The sequence below is a fragment of the Acinetobacter sp. 24-47-66 genome, from assembly GCF_056779755.1.
The window spans coordinates 15,352-41,639 of sequence record NZ_JBWYIL010000011.1 but is presented as its reverse complement, the minus strand read 5'-3'; the positions used below and the strand labels follow the sequence as shown (position 1 = coordinate 41,639).

The following is a 26,288-nucleotide window of genomic DNA, read 5'->3' as shown; positions in this document are numbered from 1 at the left end:
GAAAAATCCCGCGCAAAACTTCCTTTTAAAGTCCACATGATGGCAGGCTGGCCGTTGTTACTACTGATTATTGGTGGTGCTGTGGGTGGTTCACTCGGTGCAATTGCTTATACAATTAACCTCAAAATTTATAAATCTGAATTATCTCAACTACAAAAAGTAATAGCTAATCTTATGTGTGGCATGTTTGCCATGATGTTGTGGTGGAGCATTGCATCTTGGATTCAAGCCAGTCTCTAAAATGGAAGGTCAACTTGAATTTTAATTGCAATATTTAGCTAAAAATCGCTAAAAAAAGTGTATCAATGAACCTATTTGGGAAAAAATATTATATTTATAAGGTGATATGAAATATTTTTTTATTCGATGCTAAAATTCGTTAATCTTAGGAAATTAATCCCGACGCAGTCTCGCTATTATATATCTCAAGGGTGTGACGGGATCGAAAAGAGTAGATTGCTACCAGTTGCGTACGGCGTGCGTGTAGTACTTACCCAAAAGGTCTTGATTCGGCTTAGGACGCTATAAACCAGAAGTTTATAGGCAATAGGGTTATAACTTACAAAGTTATAATAGTTGAAGTAAACAACATGTTTTCCCTGACACCCTCAAAATTCTCTTAAAAAAAATTATAATTCTCAATTCTCAATTCTCAATTCTCAATTCTCAATTCTCAATTCTCAATTCTCAAATCGCTCATCTTATAAATTGACACTGAGTTGATCAGTTGCTATTTTTCCGCATCCCAAAGAAATGCTCTGTTCACATGCCTTTAGACGATAATTTTGTATATATGCCACCTCAAGGTCCGCTTAACATCGTCTATGAAGATGATGATTTGGTGGTCATTGATAAACCAGCAGGATTATTGTCTGTGCCAGGACGCTTGCCTGAGCATCATGACAGTGCGTATTTAAGAGTGATAGCTCAATATCCAAATGCAAAAATTACCCATCGTTTAGATATGGCAACCTCTGGAATTTTGATGTTTGCAAAACATCGCGATGCTGAAGTGGCTGTGAGCAAAATGTTCCAAGCGCGCACCGTGAAAAAAAATTATGTGGCACTGGTGCAAGGTAAAATTGCACAACAGGGACAAGTAGACTTGCCTTTAATTACGGACTGGGAAAACAGACCGAGACAAATCGTTCATTTTGAACTTGGAAAATCAGCCTTAACACTGTTTGAATTGGTCGCTTATGATGCGCATTTAGATGTTAGTCGTGTCTTGTTGACGCCAATTACGGGGCGTTCACATCAATTACGCGTACATATGCAAGCCATAGGTCATCCGATCACAGGTGATAAACTCTATCATCCAAACCCTAAACTCAGTGATTTAGGGCGTATGGCTTTGCATGCGAGTTATTTAGAGTTTCAACAACCGTTGAGTGGTATTGAAATTAAAATTGTGAGTGAAGTTCCATTTTGAATGAAACGCTTCAAGCAAAATACGTATTGTGAGTGCCTAACTAAAATTTAACAATTACGATCATATAAAGTTAAGAACAATTTCTAATGAATTCTTCTCCAAAATGAAATAAATATAGGCTACTCTAGGATATTGTATACGCAATAACCACAATAAGGATGAACGTATGAGCCGTGATTTAGAACAATTTCCAAATGATGATAATGGCGATGTACTGTGGCAAATGTTCCAGGATGGAGATGATTTAAGCGAGCCGCATGAGATTGAGTACTCAATTGCTTTTAGCTCTAAAGACAAAGCTGAAAAATGTGCCTTGTTCTTGCTTCAGGAAGAACAAAAGATCAGTTTATTTATTGATGAAGAGTCTGAATCCGCAGAATGGATTATCACGATTTATGTGTATATGGAGCCAGAATACTCAGATATTGTGGATTTAGAAGAGTGGTTTACCAAAATAGCCAATGACTATGACGGTGAGTACGATGGATGGGGATGTATGGCATATGTATATGATGATGAAGATATAGAAGATGAGTTTCAAAGCTAAACAAGGCTAGAGCCAATAAAAGAACCTAAGTGATTGAACTTAGGTTTTTTTTATTTAAACCTTATAAAATTTAAGGTTTTTTTCTATTCGCTAGATGAAAGTGGTATATTGAGCAAAATTTTTTATTTTTTGGATTTTTTATGTCTTTGCCAAATTGCCCAAAATGTTCCTCTGAATATACTTATGAAGATGGGGACCTCTTGATCTGCCCAGAATGTTCACATGAATGGAAAGAAGGAGAGACACTCGAAGAAGTGGTTCAGATCAAAGATGCAAATGGCAATCTTCTTGCAGATGGCGATACCGTAACGGTTATCAAAGATTTAAAAATTAAAGGTTCATCATCCGTAATCAAAGTCGGTACTAAAGCAAAAAGTATTCGTTTGTTGCCAGATGCAACGGATGGTCATGATATTGATTGTAAAGTAGATGGTTTTGGCGCAATGAAACTTAAGTCCGAATATGTAAAGAAAGCATAAGCTCTTATAATGGCTTCAGTGAAACTGGGGCCAATTTTTTTATGTGATAATAACTCGTCGTTGGTTTTAATTTGATCATAATGATAAGTTTTAATAAATAATGGTTGTTTTTTATCAATTTAAATTGAATTTTAGATACAAATTAGAATAAAAATTTCTTTGCTTGGCACAAAATAACATTACAGTTTTTCTTTAAAAGTGTTAACTTCATCACACTAATAACAATAAGGTCACATCATGTCTATTCAGATTGAGGGTAATGTTGTTGCTGCTCATGAAGTATTAGCGCAATTAAAAGAATGGGATTCAGCATTAGTAGGTAATAATGTTGATGCGTTAATCGAACAATGTGCGCAAAATGTAAGTATGTTTGATGTCAGCACCCAACTTGAGGGAGCTGAAGCTTATCGAAAAGAATGGCAAAAATTTAGTCCCTATTTCTTCGATGGAATGCAAATCACTCGCCGTGATGTAAAAGTGCATGCGAGTGATCATTTGGTTGTATTACATTGTCACTCTAAAGTGGAACATAAAGCCTTAAAAGGTCAGTTGCAAATGCCTTGGTGTCGTACAACATTATGTCTACAAAAAACCAATGAACAATGGGTGATGGTACACCAACATATTTCTATGCCTGTAGACTTAGCAACGGGAAAGGCTATCATCTTGAAGGATAAATCAAAATTAAGGCTTGTGGTTTAGCTTATCTTGAGCATTTAGATGGGCTTAAACAGTGTTATCTTTCATGAATGAGTTAAATTCTGGAGACGTGTCATGGGATTTTATGATTTTTATCGTTTGAGTTCTCATGCGGTGATCACCAACCCAGAGGGACAAGTCTTATTACTGAAAGCAAACTATGCCAATTACAGTTGGGGGTTGCCAGGTGGTGGTTTAGATCAAGGTGAAACCATACATCAAGCTTTGCTCAGAGAATGTAAAGAAGAAATAGGTTGTGATGTAAGCATCCAATATTTATCAGGGGTCTACTATCACGCACATGTAAACTCACATACCTTTATCTTTAGATGCATGATTGAAAATAACGCCCAAATTCAACTCTCTGAGGAACATACGGAATATGCATGGTTTAGTCCAGAGCAACTGTCTGAAGTTCAACGCACTCGCGTTCAAGACTGTCTGAATTTTCAAGGTGAAGTTCGGAGTTATTCATTCTAGAATTTAGAAATTAGACAGTTTGCATAATGTTTTGAAAATGATTGAGCTTAGCAATGATTTCATCTACTTGTTTCAGACGTTTCACCTCATCCCATAACAGTTTTGCTTCAGGATAATGTTTAGACATCATACCTAGCCATTGCTTATAACGTCCGACCATATTCATTTCTTTTTTATAAGAACCATTTAAGAAGCGAATTTGGAGTGTAATTAAATCGCTCCATTGTAATATCGCTTCGTCTTTATTTTGTCGGATGCATTGTGTGACATCGGGTGTTGTCACTGCTGCACGACCAATCATTAGATCTTCACAACCTGACTCTAGTAAACACTGGCGCGCATCTTGGTTATTCCAGATTTCACCATTGGCTATCACATTAATGCTAAGCGCATGACGAATGGGTTGAAGTTGATCCCAAAAGGCGGGTGGGGTGTAGCCATCTGCTTTTGTTCGTGCATGAACGGTAACCCAAGCGGCACCAGCATCTTCTATCGCATGTGCATTTTCTAGGGTGAAATTACGATCCATATAACCTAAACGCATTTTTGCTGAAACTGGTATTTCAGCAGGCACTGCATCACGTACAGCTTTAACCAGTTGATACACTGTTTCAGGTTCATCCAATAATACAGAACCACCTCGATGCCTGTTTACTGTTTTAGCTGGACAGCCAAAATTCATATCAATTGCAGGTGCACCTAACTCCACCGCTCGAACGGCATTTGCAGCCAACATGGTTGGATTATTCCCTAAAAATTGAACATGAACGGGTGTTCCTGCTGCTGTTTTGCCATCGTTCAATAATTCGGGACAGTAAGAATGATAGATGTGATCTGGAAGGACAGAATCAGTGACACGGATAAACTCAGTTACACACCAGTCGAAGCTGCCGACATGTGTGAGAACATCACGCATGATGGGATCAGTTAAACCTTCCATGGGTGCTAAAACGAGTTTCACTTGGTCACCTGAATATGGGAAAAACGGTGTTATACGGTGTTTTGTATAGCTTGTCTAGTCAGAAATTTCACACAAAAAAAAGCCCAAACTTATGTTTGGGCTTTTCGCTTCCAATTATTGATATTTAGCCCATTGTAGGTCTGCATTTTTAATGGCGATGAAATCATTGGCATTCACATCATCAACTTTATTTAAATTTTTATATTCATTTTTGGGAATATAAATATTTGTACCAGCACCCATTGTATTGTGTTGTTGAACACTAGTATACGGTGGGACACCTTGAGAGCTGATATTACCAAAGATTCCATTTTTTTCACCGATACCACATGCTGCACTACCTTCAACATTACTTCTTGCTAATACGTCACCATAAATTTGTGCACATGCACCAATACGCACAACTTGATTAGACATCAAGGCAACTAAACCAAGTTCTAACTTTGTTATTTCTTTATTATCAATAGTCACTGTATCAAGCGTACCGTTAGGTAATCTATTGGTATTTTTATACATCGTATTCGCATCTTGGCACAAATTCACTGGCGTCAAGAATTTGTTCGATAAAGTTGCAGGTGTTGTTGCAGGTGGACTAACACTAAACTTAGTATTAGACGTAGTGCCTAAGTTACGTGAACAAATTAAGGCATCTGTTGCATTTGGATTTCGCGTAATATTACGAGGCGAATAAATGCGAGGAGACATCGCAATCGCATCAATATCACCTTCAGCAAGGAAAGTATTGGTGAATACAGAATCAGTACTATCCGCCGCAAGATTCGCTTTACCAGAAATAATTAATTTACCTTCGAAATACAGAATACCTGGAGCAAAACTTGCGTTATCGAATGTAGATGTATCCATTGAACGAATATACCAAGTGTCTGGTAATGTATAGTCATAATCTTTAGGCCAGCCAAATATATAACGATCTTTACCATTAAGACCATTGAAGTCTAAGCTGACCCGTGGAAGATATCCAATAATTTGACTCGTACAATAACCGCTCTTATGCTCAGTACGTAGCCCTAAACTATTGGTCATGACCTGTTCTTCATGAATAGTTTCACAAATAGCACCGACATAATCTTTGCTATTCAAGGTGTATTTCCCTAAATAGAAACCTCGTGAGTTTGAGTTATCAGGGTCAATTTTCATGATTTGAGTTTTATTTCCTGAAGCATCTACAGCAAACTGTTTGTGAATATTATTAGTAGCGTCATACTCATACATGTAAGTGATTTTAGAGCTCTCATTGCGAAGATGATTTAAATATACGCGAGCAGCGCCATATTCACGTACGAAAATATAGTTTGCATCGTTTCGATATTGACGAACATCGACTCTGGTTTCAAACGTCATATTTTGAATTGCTTCTTGAATACTGGCTATGGTTTCAGAAACGTCGTATTTAGGAATATCTGGAAAAGTACTGAGCTGAGGGATGCTTGTGAGTTTTTCATAAATTTTTCCACTAATTGCATTCTTAAATCCTTCAACTACACCATTCTGGTTTGAAGTACTAAAGTTGGCAAGATAGACATCACCTTTTACGTCTTCAATAATAAGACCATCTAATAAGCGTAATGGACCGTTAGAATACACATTTCCACCAATCCAACTTGTACTTAAGCGGACTCCAGCCTTGTACACGCCAATCCCTTGTTTCGACTGATTGTGAGCATAGGCCGATTGTTCAATTTTGGAGAAGGTATCAAGGTCAATAAATTCTTTGGCTCTTACACTGCCCTTAACGTCACTACTAGAAATATTAACTTTACCGCCTGATGTAATATCACCCGTAACAACACTAGTTCCGATCATTGTTACGTTGCCACCTGCCATGACATTTCCGTTGACTTTACTAGAAACGGAAAGATTGACATTCCCTTGGTGTGTGGTGATAGAAGACACTTCAACATTCGTGCGTAGTGTTACATCTTTATTGGTATGTAAGTTTGCAGCATAGCCACCTTCTGTAAGACTAATATTTCCGTCAGTGGAAATATTTTGAGCTTTAGAACCAAGAGAAAGTGTGACATTACCAATTGCTTTAATATTTTCTGCTTTGACATTGGTTAACAGTTTAACCCACTCACCAGAAGAAATATTGCCAAAATTTCCGCCGTTAATAATGTGAACATAGCCCTCAGCATTGATGTTAATTACAGCCCCATTTCTTGTACCACAGGCATCAATTAAACAATCTATATAGACATTTCCACCTTTACCATCTTTGTCTTTCTTAACGTTAATAGTTAAGTTTTTAATATTTTTGATTTTGAAACCAGCTTGTAAGGACAGGCTGCCACCATCGACATTCAGTTCGACATACTCATCTGGTTTAGTTGGATCTTCGCCGGAAATGGTAGTGCCAGACATAAATGTTTGACCAGTGAAATTAATAACACTCTTGTACTTAATCAGGTCTGCTGCAAGATCATAGATTGCTTGTATCGTAGTAGCTGATTGAGCTGACCCACTTTTCGACAGAATATTTGCGATTACAATACATTTGGTTCCAGTAGAACCATCTGGGTTATTGGTTAAACCATTGCAACCTTTTACATCTTTTACTTCAACCGTGACATAACGTTGGTTGGTATCATCATTTAAAAGCTGAATTTCACCTGTATTTAATAAGCTTTGGCGAAAGTCATTGATATCGGTATCCTTATATTTTTTTAATAAATATTCACGAAAGGCGCTAACACCTGACCATCCCATGAGTTGTACGTTGGTTTGTGCATGCGCAGCTACATTTGCTTCTTTGTTGGAGATGAGTGATTTTGCAACAGTCGATGTTATGATCATCACTGTAAGCCCGATGAGCAAGACCAAAAGAATAGTGGCCATGCCTTGCTGCTTTCTTAAACTATTCATCTTTAATCTCGCTCTTAAAGGTTAACAATGTTATTAAGACAAACGGTATTACTCACTGTTTGACCAATATTTGAATTTTGCATTTCATCTGCGTATTGACGATTAGCAGTAATCGTCAGTTGGCGCGTACCTTTGGAGTTGTTTTTATCAATTCCAAAAGGTGTACAATTTCCCGGTGTTAATACAAAGTTAAAAACGGTGCCTGTTTCTAAGGTCTTAAAGGAAACAATATGCTGTTTTTCATCAGGTTGGCTAAAAGTTTCTATATTTAATACTGCTTCAGACCCACAGTTATTCTTTTTAAGAAAGATTAAGCGATATGTATCACCTTCTTTTTCTTGAGTTAATGCTTCACAGTTGTAATTAATCGTTGTATTTGCAGACATTAAGCTTGTTACAGGATCTGGATTCATTCGCCAGAAAACAGCAGGTAAATTTTGAGTGTCCACTCCTACAGCAATATCTGATGTTTTTCCTGAACCATAGCCTGCATTTTGAACGAGCTTCTGTGCAACTGATAATGCTGTTCGTATTTGAGCATCGTATTCCGAATCACGAGAAGAACTAATACCAATTTGAGTCGTCTGTTTAAAAAGCATGAGCATCATTAGCATGCATAACATTGCAATGACTAATCCAACCATCAACTCAACGAGCGTAAATCCTTTTTGACTCATGATTTATCTCCCGACTCGATAACAATCTAAGCCTTCCATACTGTCTTCAGCGCAGGTCTTGGCATTAGATTGATTTGTACTCGCAGCTAACACAGGCCATGTAATTTTTGTACCTGCGACACCGCTCGTTTCACTAATATTTTCAGAATTCAAATTGCAATAAATGTAGTAGGTATTACCATTTAATGTGAACGATTTACTTTCGGTAGATTGGTTATTGAATGAAGCACAAACATCAGTTGAGTCAGTTGATATAGTGATGGTTTGTAAGCGATTTTGCAGTTCGTTTATCACTATATTGTCAATGTTCATATATCGTTGCGTGTTCAACATTTTGCTGATTGCTAAACCGCTACCAAAAACAATAATCGAGAATATAAGTAAACCAACAAGAGACTCCAACAATGTGAAACCACGTTGATTAGTTGATTTGAATGTTTGCTGATTCATTATTCTTCTCAACTGTAACGGTTAAATTTAAATTTGAATTGCACGTTGCTGATGCTGAACTTGCAGCAACCAACATCCCATTCGAGTTAAAAGATAGACAATAAAACTCTGTATTGTTTACTTTGAAAAATACATTCGATGCATAGGGGATTTTTTGAAGGATATAGTTTTGGTCAGGCGAGTTGCCGTCACTTGTTGAACACGCATCAGTATTGTCCTTAGCAACACGAATGACTCTAATTTCTTGATGGGTTTTATCTATACAAACAGATGCTGCTGCAAGTGAAGACTCTTGATTATTCGTGTTTCGAATTGCTGCAGAACGGGCTTGATAAGTCGCATTTTTAATACCTGCTAGCGCTCCATCAACATGACTTTGATCTACCCAAGCTCTGGTTAAAGAAGTACCTACAAATAACAAAATAGCCAGTACAACGATCGTAATCATTAGTTCGATCAGCGTGAAACCAAGTTGTTTTCTATAACCAGTATTTTGCATATTATTTCACCCAGTCAGTATATGAACCACAACCGGACACGGTACGAGTTCCATCATTTTTGAGTGTTAATGTACAACCTAAAACTCTTGCTTCAGTTCCTATTGCCTGAACCGCATAATTCACACCATCTGATGAAGTGTACGTAAAATTAAATGAATCAGAACTCGGATTCCAAGTTGTAAATTTAGTTTTTACTGCATTGGTATTTGACAAGGTTTCTTTAGGGTAGTTTAGTGTTCTTTGATATGCATTTTCAGCACCTAATGAAAGTGCGATTAAATTTGATTGAGCTTCTTTGATTTTGGCTTTGGTGACGTAGTTTTGATAACTTGGTACTGCAATTGCGGCCAAGATTGCAACAATAATGATGACGATCATTAATTCGATTAAGGTAAAACCTTTTTGCAATTTCATACATACCCCAAAATAATCATCAAAAATATCCATTTACTAACTGTAACATTAGTTACTAACCTAAATAATAACAACTTATAGGGGATTAATGGGGGCTATTAAGCGATGAACAGATTATTAATATTAATTAATTAAATAATTCAAATAATATTAACTATTATTTATTAAATCATCAAAAAGGTTTAATGTATTTTCTTATTTTAAGTAATTGATTTTTATCAATATTTTTATATGAAAATTTTATTTATACTTAAAATTTATTTACCTATATTTTAAATGTATTTAAAATATATAAAATTTAATATGATGTGATATTTATTTAATTATTATTTATTGTGATTTAAATCACACAATTATTATTTTCCTAGAATCATTTCTAATACAAATTTTGATCCAATAAAGCCTATTGCAAGTAAAATAAAACCAATAATGGTAAAGCGTCTCGCTTTTTGACCGCGCCAACCAAAACGATAATGTCCAAATAAAAGTGCACCGTAAACAAACCAAGAGACAATACTAAACGCTGTTTTATGTGCCAAATGCTGTGCAAAAAAATCATCAATCGTAAAAAAGCCGAAGATAAGTGCAGTACTTAATAAAATGAAACCTGTAACAAGCATATCGAATAACAAAGATTCCATTGCTTGATAGGAGGGTAATAGATTTACCCAAACACGATGTTTCTGTTTGTTTTTTAACTCACGATCTTGTAACCACAACAAAACTGCGTGAATTGTTGCCATTAATAGCACTGCATAAGCTGAGAGTGACAAAATAATATGGACATCAAGTCCAAACGTGTTCTGTTTAAGTGTAAGTATAGGCTGGCTCAGGGAATAGCCTAAAATTAAACCCAATGCAGCTACTGGTATTCCAATCAGATTTAGCGCAAGTACAGGTCGATAAGTGCTATAAAGCAGGCTCAATAACAGCATGAGTGCTGAAGTAAATGAAAGGAGATTAAAAACGTTATAGTTAATGCCGAAAGGCGTTTTCATATCTACCAATAAGACGACAGCATGCAAGATCAAGCCTAATCCAGCTACGAGACTGATAAACCAATGATTAGGGACACGTTTAGTCATTAAATGGGTAAACAAATACCAAAAGGCAGTGGTATAGGCGATCAATGCTAAAATTGTGTAAACCAAAGGGAGGCTAATCATGTCAAACCTTTTTATGGATGCTGAATATTCATCTAATAAGATATAAATTCCAAACGAACTACAGTATCCTATAGCATCTTATGCATAAATTTTCTATTTTAAGAAAGATTTTTTTGCAACAACCATTTTAAGCGGATTTTGCAATGTTTGATACCTTAACAGAACGACTCACGCAGAGTTTAAGAAATGTTACTGGCTCTGGGCAACTGACCGAAGACAATATTAAAGATACGTTACGCGAAGTGCGTATGGCACTTCTTGAAGCCGATGTTGCACTTCCTGTAACTCGTGAATTTATCGCGAAAGTTAAGGAAGAGGCATTAGGTCAAGAGGTGATGTCACAGTTATCTCCAGGCCAAGCATTCGTCAAAATTGTTCATGATGAACTCACCAAAATGATGGGTGAGGCAAATGAAAGTCTTGATCTTGCTGCAAAGCCTCCCGTTGTTGTTTTATTGGCTGGTTTACAAGGTGCAGGTAAAACGACGACTGCTGCAAAATTAGCTCGTTTTTTACAAGAGCGTCAAAAGAAAAAAGTCGCAATGGTTTCTGCCGACGTCTATCGTCCTGCGGCGATTAAGCAGCTCCAGACTGTAGCAGGTGAAGTCGGCGCGATTTTCTTTGAATCAAGTGCTGATGAAAAGCCAATTACGATTGCAAACCGAGCAATTGAACAAGCCAAAATTCAATTTGCGGATGTATTGATTGTCGATACTGCAGGTCGTTTACATATCGATGACGATATGATGGGCGAAATTAAAGAATTGCATGCAGCGATTAATCCTACAGAAACACTGTTCGTTGTAGATGCAATGACCGGTCAGGATGCTGCAAATACAGCAAAAGCATTCAATGATGCATTGCCTTTAACCGGTGTGATTCTTACAAAAACTGATGGTGATGCGCGTGGTGGTGCGGCACTTTCTGTTCGTGCAATTACTGGTAAGCCTATTAAATTCTTGGGGATGGGGGAGAAACTCGATGCCCTTGAACCATTCCATCCTGAGCGTGTAGCACAACGTATCTTAGGTATGGGTGATGTTCTTTCTTTGGTCGAAGAGCTGGAACGTAAAGTCGACAAAGAAAAAGCTGAAAAAATGGCGAAAAAACTGCAAAAAGGCGGCAGCTTCAACTTTGAAGATATGCTGATGCAGTTTGAACAAATGAATAAAATGGGCGGTATGATGGGCTTCTTAGACAAGTTGCCTGGCATGAGTAACTCAGGAATTCAGGATGCGATTGCTCAAGCAAATCCTGAAAAGCAAGTGAAGAAAATGGAAGCGATTATTCAATCGATGACCATCAAAGAGCGTCGCAATCCTGACTTGATGAATCCAAGCCGTAAAAAACGTATCGCAGCAGGTTGTGGTATGGATGTTGCTGAAGTCAATAAACTGATCAAACAACATGCCCAAATGGCAAAAATGATGAAAAAATTTGCGAATCCATCGGGTATGGCGAAAATGATGAAATCATTAAGCGGTATGCAAAAGAAATTTGGTGGCGGCGGTGGCGTTGGTCCGTTATTTGGTGGAAAAGATCCAAAATAATTCCCAAAATTTAAAAAGGCGCTGTGGCGCCTTTTTTCATGCTACATAATTTTGCAAACTTACTATTTAGTTTAAAAAATAATCAATTCATGATGTTGAGAATACAGTCAAGAGTGCAAGAAAATGACACAGGTTTATGTTGTGCATGGATATACGGCAAGCCCTGAAGAAAATTGGTTTCCATGGATACAACAACAAGCTGATCAGTATGGTATTCCATTAAAAGTATTGAGATTAGATCCTTCTGAGACGCCACAATTAGGAACGTGGGAACAACAAATGAAAGAGCAAATAGCTCAAATTGATGATCAAACAATTTTTGTTGCTCACAGTCTCGGGTGTATTGCAACTTTACATTACTTAAGCCACGTACTTTTAAACCAAAAAATCAAAAAAATAATTCTAGTTGCTGGTTTCAATGGACGTTTAGGGCGGCTTGAGCAAGTCAATCCATTTATTGATGCTGCTGATATAGATTTTGAACTCATTCGTGACCAAGTTCATGATCGCGTGGTCATTTATTCTGAAGGTGATGAGCGCGTTCTGCCTAAATTTAGTTTCCAGCAAGCTGAAAGTATTGATGCACATGTCGTTGCTGCTGAACATCAAGGCCATTTTATTGATTCAGAAGGTTGTACGGCATTGCCTGAGGTCTGGGCTGAGATTATTCGAGATTAATTCAGAAGCTATAAGCTCTCACTGACGTGTTTAACGTGATGTCACCCACATAGTGATTTCTGCTCTAAAGACAAGCGCTTGGTTTTGATCATGGACTTCGACACACGCTACAAATCTATTTGGTATGGATTGCCCCGCTTGAATTGGCGTCAGAGGATAAGCAACTGCTATTAAATTGGTCGTAGCTTTTTTAATATATTTGACTTGCATACCGTCGGGTATCCATCGATGACTTGGTGGAAGAGTAACTTCTGTCATTAGGCCACCAGTAAGCTCTGCCAAATTACACAATGCGATCGCATGTACAGTATCGAGGTGATTTAAAACCCTTTTTTCTTTAGACATCTGGACCTGACAAAAATCTGGTCTCAATTCAATAATTTTCGTGCGAATAGACTTGAAATAAGGTGCTTTGAGTTGGATCACTTGATTGAAAAGTATTTTCCCAAAGGGCAGTTCCTTCGCGATATTCCAAACGTTTAACGTCCTGTTATTCATGTTGTTCAGCCTGTTTTTTTATATTTTGGATGTGTGTACTGACACTGAGTGAATAATTTTTTGTTTTAAGAGACACTCAGTTCAGCAGACCTGATGACCAAGTTATGTTTTTTGTTGCGTGACAGCAAGATAGCGTTGTAAGCCTTTTAATAATAAATCGGTTTCAATTTTCGGGTCATAAGATTGTAAATATTGAGCAAAAAGTGCTGCATCTCCACCTGTAAGGATTAATTTTCTTGGAGATGTTGTTAAAACTTTTTCGATCATACTGACCAATCCCAATAAAATACCATGATGAACAGCATCCATTGTATTTTGCCCAGGACTTAACTCATCAAATGCAGCATCAGGGATTTTGATCCCTTTGGTATTTTGAATAAGTGAGTCTCGTTGTAGATAGAGATTAGGTACGATATATCCCCCTAAATGTGTAAATCCATTTGCTAAATCAATTGTTAAGGCCGTTCCACAACTGATCACGCAATATTTCTCTTGAGGATCGGTGACGACCGCTAGAACTTGTAGCCAACGATCGATACCCAATTGATTCGGTTCTGTATATCCACATTGGAGTCCTGCATATTCTTGATGAACTTTAGCGACGACAATTGGGATATCCAGCAGTTTTAAAATTTTGAGTATACGATCGTTATTTTTCTTGTCTTGAACAGATGAGATACCGACTTCTGATAGGTTTTGAGATTTAAAGTGTTGGATGAGACCCAACATTAAGTCCGCAGGAGATTGTAGATGAAGCTCCGCCACATGCTCCAAGATTTGCTCACCTTCCGTGATCCAATATTTTAAACGCGTATTGCCTATATCTAACCAAAGACGTTTCATCATGTATTCGCTGACCTATCTTTTCTTTATTTTTTTAAGCGTAAACGCCCTTGATACAAACCGATTAAACCTTGTTCAGTCAAAATATTAATTCGACCATCATCTCCAATACCTTTAAAGATACCTTGTACTGTTTTATTCACTTGCTCAAACTCTACAGTCTGATTCATAAAAGCAGCATAGTGATTGAAACGTCCCGAGAGGTTATAACTTCCATGCTCAAACCATTGTCCAGCTTGCATGATTGCGAGATAAAGCTCTGAAATAATCTTAATTCGATTTGGATGAGCTAAACCCAATTGCATGATTGATGTGGTTTGCTGTTCGATTGCTGCATCAGAAACAGGCAATAAATTAATACCAACACCAACAATCGCCTGATGTGGGGTTACAGGCTCTACCAAAATGCCACCCCATTTGCCTTGCGCACTATAAAGGTCATTTGGCCATTTGATTTGTAAATGATCCAATGACTTAAATGAAGGAATTTGCAAAATATTAAGTGCAATCTCAAGGGATAGTCGACCATCTAAGGGTGTTTTGGTTTCTAGCAATGTGCTTAAATAAATATTCCCGACTGGGGAAACCCATTGTCGTTGATGTTGTCCACGTCCCTGAGTTTGAGTCTCACTGCATACAAGAATACCCTGTACACCTTTTTTGATGAGTGCGCGTACTTCATCATTGGTTGAAGTGGTGCTCTGTTTTAACAGTAAAACTTCTGGAAGTTGTTGAGCTTCAGTTAAAAGCTGACTGAGGTGGCGAGTCTCTAAATCCATGTTGAATCTGAGAAGAGTAAAAGATTTATGGAGTTAATCATATATTTAGCTATTGGTGCAATCGCTGGTTTTACTGCAGGGTTGTTTGGCGTGGGCGGTGGATTAATCATCGTACCCATTTTATTTATTGTATTTACCCAAATGGGTTATGACCCAACTGTCATTATGCACATGGCGCTTGGAACATCATTAGCTACGATTGTGGTCACATCGATTAGCTCAGTTATGGCACATCATAAAAAAGGTGCAGTGCTATGGTCAGTATTTAAAAATTTAGCGCCAGGTTTGGTACTGGGTTCATTTTTTGGTGCTGGATTGGCCAGTATTATCTCTGGACCAATGCTGCAATTGATTATCGGTTGTTTCGCAATTTGGGTTGCATACCGTATGTTCCGTGGTGCTAATGTGGTGGTCGATCAATCTAAGCAACTACCTTCTGTACCTGCTCAATTGGCTGCGGGAAGTGGAATTGGGGTGGCTTCAGCAATTTTTGGGATCGGTGGAGGAAGTTTAACCGTACCTTATTTAAATCATCATGGGGTGGTGATGCAAAAAGCTGTTGCAACATCTGCTGCATGTGGACTGCCGATTGCTTTAGCAGGTGCATTTGGATTTATGTTCTACGGACAAAAAGCACCTGCTGAAATCGAAAATGCCATTGGATATGTTCATGTTTATGCATTCATTGGCATTAGTGTAATGAGTTTTATCACCGCAAAAGTAGGAGCAAAAGTTGCACATAAACTGTCAGCAGCGATGTTGAAAAAATGTTTTGCATCTTTGCTTACAACTGTAGGGATTTATTTTATTTATCAAGGCGTATTTTGAGAAAAATATGCCAAATCATTCTCGAAAATAATGATGTGTATTGACTTAAAAATTTGATAAATTGTCAGACAAAGACATAGTCAGTATGATGCTATTGGTATAAAAACAATAAAATAGCATCATGCTTGATGAAGTGTGAGTAAAAAAATAAATAGGAATATTATGCAATTGGAAGAAGTGGACAGCCTTTCAGAGCAAATAGCCAGACATATAAGTGAACAGATTATTAGTGGCGAATTGGTCGAAGGTGAACGTATACAAGAATTGCGTATCGCTAAAGAATTAGACGTGAGTCGAGGTTCGGTACGTGAAGCTTTATTATTACTTGAACGCACGCATTTAATTGAAATTTATCCAAGACGCGGCGCAATTGTGTCAGAAATGTCTGCCCAACAAGTGCGAGCTTTATTTGATACGAGTGCTCTTATGTTAGGGCAGATCGTCCAGCGTATGAGTGAAACTTGGCGTAATCATGAAGCTGAGGCGCTTCAGCAACTTTTGCAATATTTAATTGAACAAGTTAAACAAAGTAATACTGAAAAATTTTACGATGGTGTATTTCAATTTTTAGCTAAGCAACAAGATATGGTAGCCAACCCTTACTTAATGAAGTTTTATCGCGAACTGTTGCCATCTATACGTCGTAGTTATTTTTTAACCTTAAATACTTCGCGTAGAGAGCTCCAAGAAGCACTTGAATTAATTAAGCTCGTGATCGATGCAATTTTGATCCGAAAATCACAACAAGCTACTTTATTTATGGAAGATTTTTGCCGACACTTGCGCAATCTAGTGTTAGAGTCACTGACACGAATGAAACAAATTGAACTAGCTTGGGCGCGGAGATCGCGCAGATAATCAGGACACTATGCGATTAAGCAGCTTAAAACTCTCTGGCTTTAAATCTTTTGCGGATAGCAGCACCTTACAATTTAAAGCCAACCGTACCGCAGTCGTGGGACCAAATGGTTGTGGTAAATCCAACGTCATCGATGCAATCCGATGGGTGATGGGAGAGTCAAGCGCACGCCAGTTACGTGGTGGAAGTATGCAGGATGTCATTTTTACTGGGACAGCAAAGCGTAAACCAGTGGGAATGGCGAGTGTAGAATTACGCTTCGAAAATACCTATGGAAAATTAGGTGGAGCATATAACGCTTATAGTGAGTTGGCGGTACGTCGCCAAGTCAATCGCGATGGTAAATCTGAATATTTTCTTAATGGTACAAAATGCCGCCGCCGTGATATTACAGATATTTTTTTAGGAACAGGCTTAGGTCCTCGTTCGTATGCGATTATTGAACAAGGCATGATTAACCGTTTGGTCGATGCAAAACCAGATGAAATGCGCGTTTATATCGAAGAAGCTGCTGGAGTATCACGTTATCAAGCACGTCGTCGTGAGACGATGCAACATTTAGAACATACTCATCAAAATTTAAGTCGTCTAAATGACATTGCTGTTGAATTAAAATCCCAATTAAAGACACTAAAGCGTCAAGCAGAAGCTGCACTTCAATATAAAGCTTTAGAGACTGAAATTCGAACTTTGAAAGTTGAGATACTTTCATTTCAATGCCATCAAAGTGAACGAATTCAACAAGAATATACAACTGAAATGACTGAATTGGGTGAGCAATTTAAGCTTGTTCGTTCTGAACTCACCACTGTTGAGCATGATTTAACAGCAACAAATGAGTTATTTCAGCGATTAATGCAACAATCCACACCACTTCAGCAAGAATGGCAACAAGCTGAAAAAAAGCTGGCTGAATTACAAGCCAATTTGGATCAAAAACAGCAATTGTTTGCTCAAAATACTTTAACTTTAAAGCAGCTTGAAGAGCAAAAAATACAAACCAAAGAGCGGATGCAACTGATTGATATTCAGTTGGAAGATTTGATCCTCCAGCAAGAACATCAAGCAACAACATTGAGTGATACTGAATCAAATGCACAGCTTGATTTACAACAATTCAATGAGCTGAAGGCAAAGCAACTTGAAGCGCAAAAATCATTTTCTGAAATAAAAGCATTGGTTGAAAAGCAACAACAGCAACGTGCACAAATGTTGGCGCAGAGTGATCAATTGGCTAAAAATGTGCTTCGAATTGAGCAGCAAAAACAAACTTTGCTCGAACAAAAATCTCAAAATCAAGCACAGTATGAACAGGATGATATTGACAATCTCCTGCATGAAAAAAATGATGTACAGATTGAAATCGTTCGTCTAGAAGAAAGAATTGAGAAATTAGAAACTCAATTGAAACGTGATCAAATCTCATTGACTGAGCAAAAAAGTAAATGCACAGATTTGAATTCACACATACAGATTTTGAAATCTGAACAAAAACAATTACAACAGCTTGTGGTGAAAGTCAGTCGACATGCATCGAAGAGCAATGACCCTTTAATGCAAATTTTGAAGCTAAAAGATCAGGCGAAACCATTTGCAGCATTGGTCGAAAAATTTCTGTCAAAGTGGCTGCATGCGAATACGTTAAAGAGTGAAGATTTATTTCAGACCGAATCTGCCCGTCAATTAAAAGTTATTCAGCAAGATGTATCTGGGACTGTACTTGGTTTACCCACATTAGCGAGCTGGATTGATTTCCCCCAAAACTCATTATGGTTAAACGTTGCGATAGCTCAAGATTTTGAGCAGGCGCTTCAATTACAGCCTCAATTAAAACAAGGTGAGTCTATTTTAAGTTTGGATGGCTATCATATGGGTCCTGACTGGATGATTGGTCTGTACTTTGATGAGTCGAGTCAAGATGCTCAAGGAGCACTTAGCCACCGAATTCGATTAGATGAAATTGATTCAGAGTTGACACAAATGGTGAAAGCACATGAGTCAATGACGCTCGAACTCGCTGAGATGCAATTAAAGCTTGAACAAAAAAATAGTGAATGTACGGAGTTGCAAAAAGCGTTAAAAAATCATCAAGCCCTTGCTCACCAAGTTGAAGTGAAGATTGCAAAACAGCAAATGGCTCAGCAGGCTTTCGAGTCGCAAAATCTACACATCGAGTCACAAATTGCTCAACTTGATGCGCAGCTTGAAGAAGATGCGATGCAAAAAGATGATTTGGAAATCGATTTACATGCATTGATGCTTAAAATTGAACACAATCTTCCACACTACAAAACCTTAGAGTTTCAAGTTGAAGAATTGAATGATCAGGTTGAGCATCTTCAGGACTTAGTCTACAAAAAACAACAAGAGTTAGAAACAAACCGCCGTACTCATACGCAAAATCAGCAACAAATTGAGCTGTTGGAAAAAGATGCAAGTTTTCTAAAAACGCAATATCAGCAGATCATCACTCAAATTACACAAGCTAAAAATTTCGTGGATCCGATTCAATTAGAATTACCCACTTTGCAAAGCCAATATGAGGTTCAAAAGCAGCAGACTGAAAAGTTACAAAAGACTTGGTCCTCATGGCAAGTCGAACTTAATGAAATACAGTCTAAGCAACAAAAATTGACGGAGCTACGGTTAAATCATCAGCAAAGTGATGAGCACTTTAGAACCCAGTTAGAAGAGAAGCGTTTAGCATGGCAAGTGGCTAAATCTGATTTACAACATTATGCTGAACAATTAAAAGAGCTTAATGCAGAATTATTAGAAAATGTGAAAATTGATTTGAGTCAGCACCAACAGCAGTTAGAGCAGGCACAGCGTCAGTTTGACAAAATAGGCGCTGTGAACTTAGCAGCTTCAGAAGAGTATGAAGAAGTATCAAAGCGCTATGAAGATTTAAGCCATCAAATTGAAGATCTTGAAAAAACAGTCGCACAATTAAAGGATGCGATGAAAAGCATTGATCAAGAAACTAAAAAGCTATTCATGACTACCTTTGATCAAGTAAATGCGGAATTGCAAAACTTATTCCCAAAGGTGTTTAATGGTGGTGAAGCAAGTTTAAGTTTAGAAGATGATTGGCAATCTGGTGTAAAGCTAATGGCTCGACCACCAGGAAAGCGAAATAGTTCTTTAGCATTGTTATCAGGCGGTGAAAAAGCACTAACAGCACTAGCATTAGTTTTTGCTATATTTCGACTGAATCCAGCACCATTTTGTGTATTGGATGAGGTTGATGCACCGTTAGATGATGCAAATGTTGGACGTTTTTGTAATTTAGTAAAAGAGCTTTCTGAACAGGTCCAATTCATTTACATTACACACAATAAAGTTGCGATGACGATGGCTACTGACTTACTTGGTGTAACAATGCCTGAGCCAGGAACATCGAAGTTAGTCACTGTTGATCTAGAAGAAGCGAAAGAATACGGTTTAGCTGCGGAGTCTTAATATGGAAATCAGTACCATTATCGGAATTGTGATCGCAATCGTGATCTGTTGCATAGGGTTGTTTATGATCCTGCGCAAGCCGAGTGATGCAGCACCGTCATTAGATGCTGAATTACATATAAATGAACAATGTAATCAACCCGTCATTCCTCGTCATGTTCGTAGTCTTTTACAGGCGCAAGCCGCACCATTGGCTTCTTCTGAGCGTGTAGAACCAAGTTTGAAAGACATTGAAGCGAGTGATGTGGCTCGAGTGGATCAAACAGCTGATCAGCATGCTACAAAGACGCCTGAAAATATTCAAAAAACTGTAGAAGTGGTAGATACAGTGCAACTGAATACTTCAGTAGACCTTGCAGAGAAAGAAAGTAAATCTCTGCTCGACTCCAGTAAAAACTCGGACAGCACTGAGACTGACCCACTAGAAAAAAATACAGAAACAGTCGAGAGTAAAGCTCAGTCGATTGATGGTGTAACAGACACTCAAAGTGCAGATCTTATTTCCAAAGATTCAATCGTAGAAACTACAATTGAAGACTCTAAAAAAGTTGAGCCAAGTTTTGTATTAAATCCGAATATTCAAACTGCTGAAATCAAAGAATTTGAAGAGGAAAGCAGCATCTTGGATGTGCATTTACATGAACAGCAACGTTTTGATGATGAAAGTGCTTTAGCAAATGCCGAATACATTATTAGTTTGAATATGTATCCGAACCCTCGAAAAGCACTTTCAGGTGATAAAGCTTTGAAAGTGTTAATGAAATATGGATTGCGCTTTGGCGAAATGAACTGTTTCCATCGTTATGAAACTCCTGATGCAGTCAGCCCATTGCTGTTTTCCGTACTCAGAATCACAGATCAGGGTCCTGCAGGTTTCGATTTAGAAACATTATCCGGTGAACAAGTTCAAGGTTTAGCATTCTTCTTAGCATTACCGCATCATAATGTTCAAAAAGGCTATGACAGTATGGTGAGTATTGCAGGGCTTATTGCACGTGAAACAGATGGTACCGTCTATGACGAAAATAATCTTGAATTTACACCGCAGTTAAAAGAACACTGGCGCCATAAAGCGATCGACTATAGATCAGGTCAAGCTGTTTAATCCCTAGGTGACTTACTGAATTTGTGTAAAGTCATTTATACTGTTTAGGTTGAAATTATTGGGCGGAATTTTCCGCCCTTTTATATGGTGAAAATATGGATCAGAACGCTGTCGTTGCGCAAATGCGCCAACTCATTCAATTACTGGCTCGGCATAACCATGCTTATTATGTGATGGATCAGCCGATGATTGAAGACAGTGAATATGATCAATTGTTTCATCAACTAAAAAACTTAGAAGAACAATATCCTGATTTAGTGCAGGCGGATACACCGACCAATAAAGTGGGTGATAAACCTTTATCTAAGTTTGAAAATATTACACATACTGTTCCAATGTTGTCTTTGGGTAATGTGTTTAATCAGGATGAACTTTTTGCCTTTGCACGCAGAATTGAAGAGCGTTTACCGAACCAAAAAATCCAATACGACGTCGAACTTAAATTTGATGGGCTTGCGATCTCGCTATGGTATGAACACGGTGTGTTGATTCGAGCGGTTACACGTGGGGATGGTGAAACAGGAGAAGTCATAACCCAAAATGTAAAAACAATTCGTAATTTGCCTAAAGTACTCATGATGTCTCAAGGTGTACCACCAGCGTTGTTAGAAGTTCGTGGCGAAGTACTAATGCCTAAAGCTGGATTTGTAAAGTTAAATGCTGAAAATGAGGCCAAAGGTGAGAAAACTTTTGCTAACCCAAGAAATGCAGCAGCAGGGAGTTTGCGTCAACTTGATCCGACCATAGCAGCATCACGACCACTTGCATTCTATGCTTATGGTATTGCGCAATGCATGCCACATCATGGTCTGAACACGATGTCAGAGAGCTTAAATTGGCTTGAACAGTTGGGCTTTGCTGTTGGGGAAAAACATTTTGTTTGTGACAGTATTGAAGAGGTTCAAGCGGCTTATGAATCTGTAAATCAGGAGCGTCCAAACCTGTCAGTTGAAATTGACGGGATGGTGATCAAAGTCAATGATTTGAAGCAACAACAACAATTAGGCTTTTTAAGTCGTGAACCTCGATGGGCAACAGCATATAAGTTCCCTGCAGTGGCTGCGCTAACAACGGTTGAAAATATTGATTGGCAGGTAGGGCGTACAGGTACTTTAACGCCTGTAGCGCGATTAAATCCTGTATCGGTTGGCGGAGTCACAGTATCAAACGTGACTTTACATAATATTGGTGAAATACATCGCTTGGACGTGCGCGTTGGAGATACGGTGAGTGTCTATCGTAGCGGAGATGTTATTCCTAAAGTTGAAAAGGTTTGGCCAGAATTTCGACCTCTAGAAACCACTGAAATTCAATTGCCAGAACAATGTCCTGTATGTGCTTCTCCAGTTGTGATGCCCGAAGGCGAAGCTTTAGCACGATGTTCAGGGGGGCTTTATTGTGCGGCACAGCGTATAGAGGCGATCCGTCATTTTGTATCACGTAAAGCAATGGACATCGAAGGTTTGGGTGATCGTTGGGTTGAGTCTTTATTACATCTTGAACTCCTCAAAGATGTTGCAGATATTTATCACTTGCACGAGCATCGTGAAAAATTACTGACTATTGAAAAAATGGGTGAGAAATCTGTACAAAATCTCATAGACTCAATTGAAAGTAGTAAAAAAACAACATTAGCGGCATTTATTTACGCACTAGGCATTCGAGGAGTAGGCGAGACTACGGCTCGAATGTTAGCCAATACTTTCCAGACTTTAGATGCGCTGAAATCTGCTGATTTAGAAGCATTGAAGAAAACCCCTGATGTAGGTGATATTACTGCAGAATGGATATTAGACTTTTTCAAAGCTGAACATAATATTGAAGTATTAAATCGATTAATTGAGGCTGGAATTCATTGGGATGCACCGATAGCACCGACTCGACAACCTTTAAATGGTGAGAGCTGGGTGGTGACTGGTACTTTAAGCAGTATGGGACGAGATGAAGCGACTCAACTCTTACAGGCATTAGGTGCACGTGTGAGTGGTAGTGTATCCAGTAAAACGAAATGCTTGGTTGCTGGTGAAAAGGCAGGTTCCAAACTTGAAAAAGCAGAAAAACTAGGTATTCCGGTGATGAATGAAGCTGAGTTTATTGCATTTATGATTGAGCATGGTCAGCTCACTGAACCTGAGTCTTAAGTGTATCTTGCACATAACGAAGGGCATCAATAGATGCCCTTTTTTCTTGAGTAATTAGATATTAACCACGTTTTTTGATAATGCCATCGTCAAGTAGCTGTTGAAAATGTTCTACGATACTTGTCTCAACGTCACGATATTGCATGCCTAATTCTTGCTTACTACGCTCAGCATTGAAGTAAATGGGGTAACCCACATTCAAGTCAACGAATTTTCGCGTATAGCCGAACAGAGGAGCGAGTAATTTGAATAAAAACTTGGGGGCAATCATTCGTGGGAAAGGATAGCGTCCACCAAAATGTTGTCGTAATGTTTTAGCCATTTCGAGTAGCGTCATCGTTTTAGCATTAATAATATATCGTCCATGTGCTTTAGGGTGAAGTGCTGCTTGGATATGCGCATGAGCGACATCTCGAACATCGACTAACCCATTCCACATTGGAGGAACACCAAATAAAGTCATGCCATTTCCAAATTGTTGAATGACTTCAACACTTCCAGATTGTGTAGAAGGTGTGAGTGATGGTCCAACAACCAATGAGGGATTGATACACACTAAATTCCATCGAGATTGTGCCTTTTGCATATCCCATGCTTTGCGTTCTGCTGCGACTTTAGAGTAAAAATAAGGTTGGTGTTCGGCACTACTGGTGGTATTCCAATGGCTTTCTTCAAACTGGTTCTGCTCAGTTTTCAAAATATCCACTGCATCGCCATAAGTTGAAGCAATACTAGATGTGACAACCACACGTTTTACTGTATCTGTACGATTGACACTGTTCAGTACATTGGTCGTACCTTTTAGTGCAGGGTCAATCAAGTCTGTGACTGGATCTTTAAAGTTAGTCACTAAAAAAGGTGACGCCATATGGATCACAATTTCACAGTCTTTCATTGCTTCATCAAACGAACCTTCTTCTAAGAGATTTGCTTGAAATAACTTTAAAGCGCCTGAAGTTTGAGATGCGATTTGTTCTAAATGTTGAAAACTTGAACTTTTAGTTAAGTCTCGTACAGTGGCGTGAACGGTGTATCCTTGTTCTAATAATTGTTTAATTACCCAACCAGCAATATAGCCAGTTGCACCTGTCACCAAAATCGGGGCAGTAGTCGTCATCATTGTTATTGCCTGATGGTCAAATAGATTCATTCTAAAATTAAAAAAAGGATTTGTCCTTGATCATTTTCAACATCAACTCAAATGTAATGAGAGTCACTTCGATTGGTTACAAAATTAAATAGAGCTAAAATTTGTTTAAAACTGCTCTCGAATTTTTTTAACTGTATGCAAGGGGTTATTTTTTAAGTAAAAAATAAGTGATTCAAACTGCAAATGCGTATGTTTCTCATTTTAATTATATAAAAATCATAAACTTACACATTATATTTTTTGCAAAATAAGCTCTGATTGTTCATAATGTTGCTATTAAAGAATGGAGTGATTGAAATGCGTGGCAATCCAGAAGTCGTAGATTACTTAAATATGTTGATCGGTGGTGAACTGGCTGCTCGTGATCAATATCTCATTCATTCACGTATGTATGAAGATTGGGGTCTCACTAAGATTTTTGAGCGTATCGATCACGAAATGCAAGAAGAAGCACAACATGCTGATGCTATTATTCGCCGTGTCTTATTCTTGGAAGGTACACCGAATATGAGTCGTGATGATATTGAAGTAGGTGAAGACGTCGTTTCATGTTTAAAAGCTGATTTAAAGCTTGAGTACGAAGTGCGTGAAAAATTAGCGCAAGGTGTAAAGCTTTGTGAGGAAAAAGGCGATTACGTGACACGTGATATGTTGCGTCAACAAATGTCGGATACCGAAGAAGATCATACTTATTGGTTGGAAAAACAGCTTCGCTTAATTGAACTAATTGGTTTACAAAACTATATTCAGTCTCAAATGTAAGTTAAAACCCAGCAAGGCTGGGTTTTTTTATATCTCAATTTTGCTTAAATTGACTCATTTTTAATAATTATCTAAAAATCAAAGTGAAATTGAATGATTTGCTCAATGAGTTATTGTGCTTGGCTTTATATACTGACCGAAAACGATCAGCTAAGGATTGGCAATCATGAGTAAAATCTTATTAATTACCGGTTGGGGACTCGGAACAAAACCACTCGAAAACTTAAAAACTGCTTTGGATATGGCAGGATTTCAAATCGATCTGATTAATATCTTTAATGCACTCGACCCTGTTGAATTATCTAAACATGTTGAGTTAGCTAAAAAAGTCGATGTCATTATAGGGTGGTCTTTAGGCGGGCAATTAGCAACATTGCTCACCCAAAAGGTTTTCGAGCTTTCAGGTCAGGCAAAAACGTTAATTACTTTAGCATCGAATCCTTGCTTCGTTGCCAATGAACGCTGGTCTACAGGTATGCCGCTTTCTACTTTTCAAAGTTTTAGAGAGTCTTTTGAAAATGACCCCATGACCACTTTAAAGCGATTTTGTTATCTGGTCTCACAGGGCAGCCAAACTGCTAAACAAGATTGGCAATCTTTGCAAAATTCAATTACGAGTGAAGAGCTAGATTTAAAAAAGCAGGGCTTGGATTTACTATATCATCTTAATACTGTCGAGATATTGAAAAATTATGTCGGAAAACAATTACATGTATTTGCTGATGATGATGGATTAGTTAGTAACAAAGTTCTAGATAATATCCGAAAGATAGATGCAAAGTTTTTTAAATTCGAAATTATCCCAGGCTCTCACTGCTTTTCAATTTTTAGAGCTACACAACTAAGTGACAAAATCGTTCAATATCTAAGAAAGAATGAGAAATCCTGATGAATATTGTCTAATCAGGCAATTCATAACAAAAATAATTCGCGTTATGCTCTGTC

The 26,288-nt window shown here is 38.0% G+C and carries 26 protein-coding genes; 15 read left to right on the top strand and 11 right to left on the bottom strand.

Annotated elements, in window-relative coordinates:
• Positions 1-36: 36 nt before the first annotated feature.
• The 6 genes from AC1M84_RS10755 (at position 37) to AC1M84_RS10730 (ending at position 3,637) form a co-directional block, all read left to right on the top strand.
• Positions 37-240 carry a hypothetical protein gene (locus AC1M84_RS10755; protein ID WP_180028325.1) on the top strand — a complete coding sequence of 68 codons (204 nt, stop codon included), beginning with the start codon at positions 37-39 and terminating at the stop codon, positions 238-240.
• A gap of 526 nt (positions 241-766) precedes the next feature.
• Positions 767-1,432 (top strand): RluA family pseudouridine synthase, encoded by a 666-nt coding sequence (locus AC1M84_RS10750; RefSeq protein WP_180028302.1) that lies wholly within the window; start codon positions 767-769, stop codon positions 1,430-1,432.
• 166 nt (positions 1,433-1,598) lie between these two features.
• Positions 1,599-1,979 carry a ribonuclease E inhibitor RraB gene (locus tag AC1M84_RS10745; protein WP_035269856.1) on the top strand — a complete coding sequence of 127 codons (381 nt, stop codon included), beginning with the start codon at positions 1,599-1,601 and terminating at the stop codon, positions 1,977-1,979.
• Positions 1,980-2,119: 140 nt separating this feature from the next.
• A complete protein-coding gene (locus AC1M84_RS10740) occupies positions 2,120-2,458 on the top strand; it encodes a zinc ribbon domain-containing protein YjdM (RefSeq protein WP_035269853.1) in 339 nt (112 codons plus the stop codon).
• A gap of 237 nt (positions 2,459-2,695) precedes the next feature.
• The gene (locus AC1M84_RS10735) at positions 2,696-3,160 is read left to right on the top strand and encodes a YybH family protein (protein ID WP_092767489.1); all 465 of its coding nucleotides are present in this window, start codon (positions 2,696-2,698) and stop codon (positions 3,158-3,160) included.
• A gap of 72 nt (positions 3,161-3,232) precedes the next feature.
• Positions 3,233-3,637: an NUDIX hydrolase gene (locus AC1M84_RS10730; protein ID WP_035269847.1), complete on the top strand. Its 405-nt coding sequence runs from the start codon at positions 3,233-3,235 to the stop codon at positions 3,635-3,637.
• Positions 3,638-3,647: 10 nt separating this feature from the next.
• Here AC1M84_RS10730 and AC1M84_RS10725 read toward each other — a convergent pair whose 3' ends face one another.
• The 7 genes from AC1M84_RS10725 to AC1M84_RS10695 all read right to left on the bottom strand — a co-directional run bounded on the left by AC1M84_RS10725 (position 3,648) and on the right by AC1M84_RS10695 (position 10,688).
• The gene (locus AC1M84_RS10725) at positions 3,648-4,598 is read right to left on the bottom strand and encodes a tRNA dihydrouridine synthase (RefSeq protein ID WP_035269844.1); all 951 of its coding nucleotides are present in this window, start codon (positions 4,596-4,598) and stop codon (positions 3,648-3,650) included.
• Between the two features lie 114 nt (positions 4,599-4,712).
• Positions 4,713-7,454: a hypothetical protein gene (locus AC1M84_RS10720; protein ID WP_481594968.1), complete on the bottom strand. Its 2,742-nt coding sequence runs from the start codon at positions 7,452-7,454 to the stop codon at positions 4,713-4,715.
• A gap of 41 nt (positions 7,455-7,495) precedes the next feature.
• A complete protein-coding gene (locus AC1M84_RS10715; protein ID WP_092767483.1) occupies positions 7,496-8,158 on the bottom strand; it encodes a PilW family protein in 663 nt (220 codons plus the stop codon).
• Between the two features lie 3 nt (positions 8,159-8,161).
• Complete coding sequence (locus AC1M84_RS10710) at positions 8,162-8,608, bottom strand: PulJ/GspJ family protein (RefSeq protein ID WP_092767481.1); 447 nt, start codon at positions 8,606-8,608, stop codon at positions 8,162-8,164.
• Positions 8,580-9,107: a pilus assembly FimT family protein gene (locus AC1M84_RS10705; protein ID WP_092767479.1), complete on the bottom strand. Its 528-nt coding sequence runs from the start codon at positions 9,105-9,107 to the stop codon at positions 8,580-8,582. The genes AC1M84_RS10710 and AC1M84_RS10705 overlap by 29 nt, the downstream gene beginning before the upstream one ends.
• A gap of 1 nt (position 9,108) precedes the next feature.
• On the bottom strand, positions 9,109-9,522 hold the full coding sequence (locus AC1M84_RS10700) for a type IV pilin protein (protein WP_481587214.1): 414 nt from the start codon (positions 9,520-9,522) through the stop codon (positions 9,109-9,111).
• A gap of 356 nt (positions 9,523-9,878) precedes the next feature.
• Complete coding sequence (locus AC1M84_RS10695; RefSeq protein ID WP_481593569.1) at positions 9,879-10,688, bottom strand: cytochrome C assembly family protein; 810 nt, start codon at positions 10,686-10,688, stop codon at positions 9,879-9,881.
• 143 nt (positions 10,689-10,831) lie between these two features.
• Between AC1M84_RS10695 and ffh the strand changes: the two genes are divergently transcribed.
• Positions 10,832-12,238, top strand: coding sequence for a signal recognition particle protein (gene ffh / locus AC1M84_RS10690; RefSeq protein ID WP_035269264.1), 1,407 nt, complete (start codon positions 10,832-10,834; stop codon positions 12,236-12,238).
• Positions 12,239-12,361: 123 nt separating this feature from the next.
• Positions 12,362-12,916 (top strand): RBBP9/YdeN family alpha/beta hydrolase, encoded by a 555-nt coding sequence (locus tag AC1M84_RS10685; protein ID WP_481593570.1) that lies wholly within the window; start codon positions 12,362-12,364, stop codon positions 12,914-12,916.
• Positions 12,917-12,946: 30 nt separating this feature from the next.
• Here the strand turns inward: AC1M84_RS10685 and AC1M84_RS10680 are convergent, their stop codons facing one another.
• From AC1M84_RS10680 to AC1M84_RS10670, 3 genes are all read right to left on the bottom strand, one after another.
• The gene (locus tag AC1M84_RS10680; RefSeq protein WP_481593571.1) at positions 12,947-13,414 is read right to left on the bottom strand and encodes a hotdog fold domain-containing protein; all 468 of its coding nucleotides are present in this window, start codon (positions 13,412-13,414) and stop codon (positions 12,947-12,949) included.
• Between the two features lie 102 nt (positions 13,415-13,516).
• Entirely contained in the window at positions 13,517-14,257 is a 741-nt protein-coding gene (locus tag AC1M84_RS10675; protein WP_481593576.1) for a type III pantothenate kinase, read from the bottom strand.
• Positions 14,258-14,283: 26 nt separating this feature from the next.
• Complete coding sequence (locus tag AC1M84_RS10670; RefSeq protein ID WP_092767469.1) at positions 14,284-15,036, bottom strand: biotin--[acetyl-CoA-carboxylase] ligase; 753 nt, start codon at positions 15,034-15,036, stop codon at positions 14,284-14,286.
• Positions 15,037-15,063: 27 nt separating this feature from the next.
• Between AC1M84_RS10670 and AC1M84_RS10665 the strand changes: the two genes are divergently transcribed.
• The 5 genes from AC1M84_RS10665 to ligA all read left to right on the top strand — a co-directional run bounded on the left by AC1M84_RS10665 (position 15,064) and on the right by ligA (position 23,431).
• Positions 15,064-15,864: a sulfite exporter TauE/SafE family protein gene (locus AC1M84_RS10665; protein WP_481593572.1), complete on the top strand. Its 801-nt coding sequence runs from the start codon at positions 15,064-15,066 to the stop codon at positions 15,862-15,864.
• A gap of 162 nt (positions 15,865-16,026) precedes the next feature.
• Positions 16,027-16,722 (top strand): GntR family transcriptional regulator, encoded by a 696-nt coding sequence (locus tag AC1M84_RS10660; RefSeq protein ID WP_035269253.1) that lies wholly within the window; start codon positions 16,027-16,029, stop codon positions 16,720-16,722.
• A gap of 10 nt (positions 16,723-16,732) precedes the next feature.
• Entirely contained in the window at positions 16,733-20,185 is a 3,453-nt protein-coding gene (smc, locus tag AC1M84_RS10655) for a chromosome segregation protein SMC (protein ID WP_035269251.1), read from the top strand.
• 1 nt (position 20,186) lies between these two features.
• Entirely contained in the window at positions 20,187-21,290 is a 1,104-nt protein-coding gene (locus AC1M84_RS10650) for a cell division protein ZipA C-terminal FtsZ-binding domain-containing protein (protein WP_035269249.1), read from the top strand.
• A gap of 95 nt (positions 21,291-21,385) precedes the next feature.
• Positions 21,386-23,431: an NAD-dependent DNA ligase LigA gene (gene ligA / locus AC1M84_RS10645; protein ID WP_481593573.1), complete on the top strand. Its 2,046-nt coding sequence runs from the start codon at positions 21,386-21,388 to the stop codon at positions 23,429-23,431.
• 61 nt (positions 23,432-23,492) lie between these two features.
• Here the strand turns inward: ligA and AC1M84_RS10640 are convergent, their stop codons facing one another.
• Positions 23,493-24,557 (bottom strand): SDR family oxidoreductase, encoded by a 1,065-nt coding sequence (locus AC1M84_RS10640; protein ID WP_481594994.1) that lies wholly within the window; start codon positions 24,555-24,557, stop codon positions 23,493-23,495.
• A gap of 321 nt (positions 24,558-24,878) precedes the next feature.
• Between AC1M84_RS10640 and ftn the strand changes: the two genes are divergently transcribed.
• Both ftn and AC1M84_RS10630 read left to right on the top strand, forming a co-directional pair.
• A complete protein-coding gene (ftn, locus tag AC1M84_RS10635) occupies positions 24,879-25,343 on the top strand; it encodes a heteropolymeric bacterioferritin subunit Ftn (protein ID WP_035269243.1) in 465 nt (154 codons plus the stop codon).
• A 163-nt stretch (positions 25,344-25,506) separates the two neighbouring features.
• Positions 25,507-26,232, top strand: a complete 726-nt coding sequence (locus AC1M84_RS10630; RefSeq protein WP_212771600.1) for an alpha/beta hydrolase family protein — start codon at positions 25,507-25,509, stop codon at positions 26,230-26,232.
• The last annotated feature ends 56 nt before the right edge of the window (positions 26,233-26,288 follow it).

Coding starts and splice junctions, on each gene's coding strand:
- AC1M84_RS10715 (WP_092767483.1), bottom strand. CDS start 8,158: ATGAGTCAAAAAGGATTTACGCTCGTTGAGTTGATGGTTGGATTAGTC.
- ffh (WP_035269264.1), top strand. CDS start 10,832: ATGTTTGATACCTTAACAGAACGACTCACGCAGAGTTTAAGAAATGTT.
- AC1M84_RS10705 (WP_092767479.1), bottom strand. CDS start 9,107: ATGCAAAATACTGGTTATAGAAAACAACTTGGTTTCACGCTGATCGAA.
- AC1M84_RS10720 (WP_481594968.1), bottom strand. CDS start 7,454: ATGGCCACTATTCTTTTGGTCTTGCTCATCGGGCTTACAGTGATGATC.
- AC1M84_RS10755 (WP_180028325.1), top strand. CDS start 37: ATGATGGCAGGCTGGCCGTTGTTACTACTGATTATTGGTGGTGCTGTG.
- smc (WP_035269251.1), top strand. CDS start 16,733: ATGCGATTAAGCAGCTTAAAACTCTCTGGCTTTAAATCTTTTGCGGAT.
- AC1M84_RS10750 (WP_180028302.1), top strand. CDS start 767: ATGCCTTTAGACGATAATTTTGTATATATGCCACCTCAAGGTCCGCTT.
- AC1M84_RS10740 (WP_035269853.1), top strand. CDS start 2,120: ATGTCTTTGCCAAATTGCCCAAAATGTTCCTCTGAATATACTTATGAA.
- AC1M84_RS10660 (WP_035269253.1), top strand. CDS start 16,027: ATGCAATTGGAAGAAGTGGACAGCCTTTCAGAGCAAATAGCCAGACAT.
- AC1M84_RS10710 (WP_092767481.1), bottom strand. CDS start 8,608: ATGAATCAGCAAACATTCAAATCAACTAATCAACGTGGTTTCACATTG.
- AC1M84_RS10675 (WP_481593576.1), bottom strand. CDS start 14,257: ATGAAACGTCTTTGGTTAGATATAGGCAATACGCGTTTAAAATATTGG.
- AC1M84_RS10735 (WP_092767489.1), top strand. CDS start 2,696: ATGTCTATTCAGATTGAGGGTAATGTTGTTGCTGCTCATGAAGTATTA.
- AC1M84_RS10695 (WP_481593569.1), bottom strand. CDS start 10,688: ATGATTAGCCTCCCTTTGGTTTACACAATTTTAGCATTGATCGCCTAT.
- ligA (WP_481593573.1), top strand. CDS start 21,386: ATGGATCAGAACGCTGTCGTTGCGCAAATGCGCCAACTCATTCAATTA.
- ftn (WP_035269243.1), top strand. CDS start 24,879: ATGCGTGGCAATCCAGAAGTCGTAGATTACTTAAATATGTTGATCGGT.
- AC1M84_RS10670 (WP_092767469.1), bottom strand. CDS start 15,036: ATGGATTTAGAGACTCGCCACCTCAGTCAGCTTTTAACTGAAGCTCAA.
- AC1M84_RS10700 (WP_481587214.1), bottom strand. CDS start 9,522: ATGAAATTGCAAAAAGGTTTTACCTTAATCGAATTAATGATCGTCATC.
- AC1M84_RS10730 (WP_035269847.1), top strand. CDS start 3,233: ATGGGATTTTATGATTTTTATCGTTTGAGTTCTCATGCGGTGATCACC.
- AC1M84_RS10665 (WP_481593572.1), top strand. CDS start 15,064: ATGGAGTTAATCATATATTTAGCTATTGGTGCAATCGCTGGTTTTACT.
- AC1M84_RS10685 (WP_481593570.1), top strand. CDS start 12,362: ATGACACAGGTTTATGTTGTGCATGGATATACGGCAAGCCCTGAAGAA.
- AC1M84_RS10650 (WP_035269249.1), top strand. CDS start 20,187: ATGGAAATCAGTACCATTATCGGAATTGTGATCGCAATCGTGATCTGT.
- AC1M84_RS10745 (WP_035269856.1), top strand. CDS start 1,599: ATGAGCCGTGATTTAGAACAATTTCCAAATGATGATAATGGCGATGTA.
- AC1M84_RS10680 (WP_481593571.1), bottom strand. CDS start 13,414: ATGAATAACAGGACGTTAAACGTTTGGAATATCGCGAAGGAACTGCCC.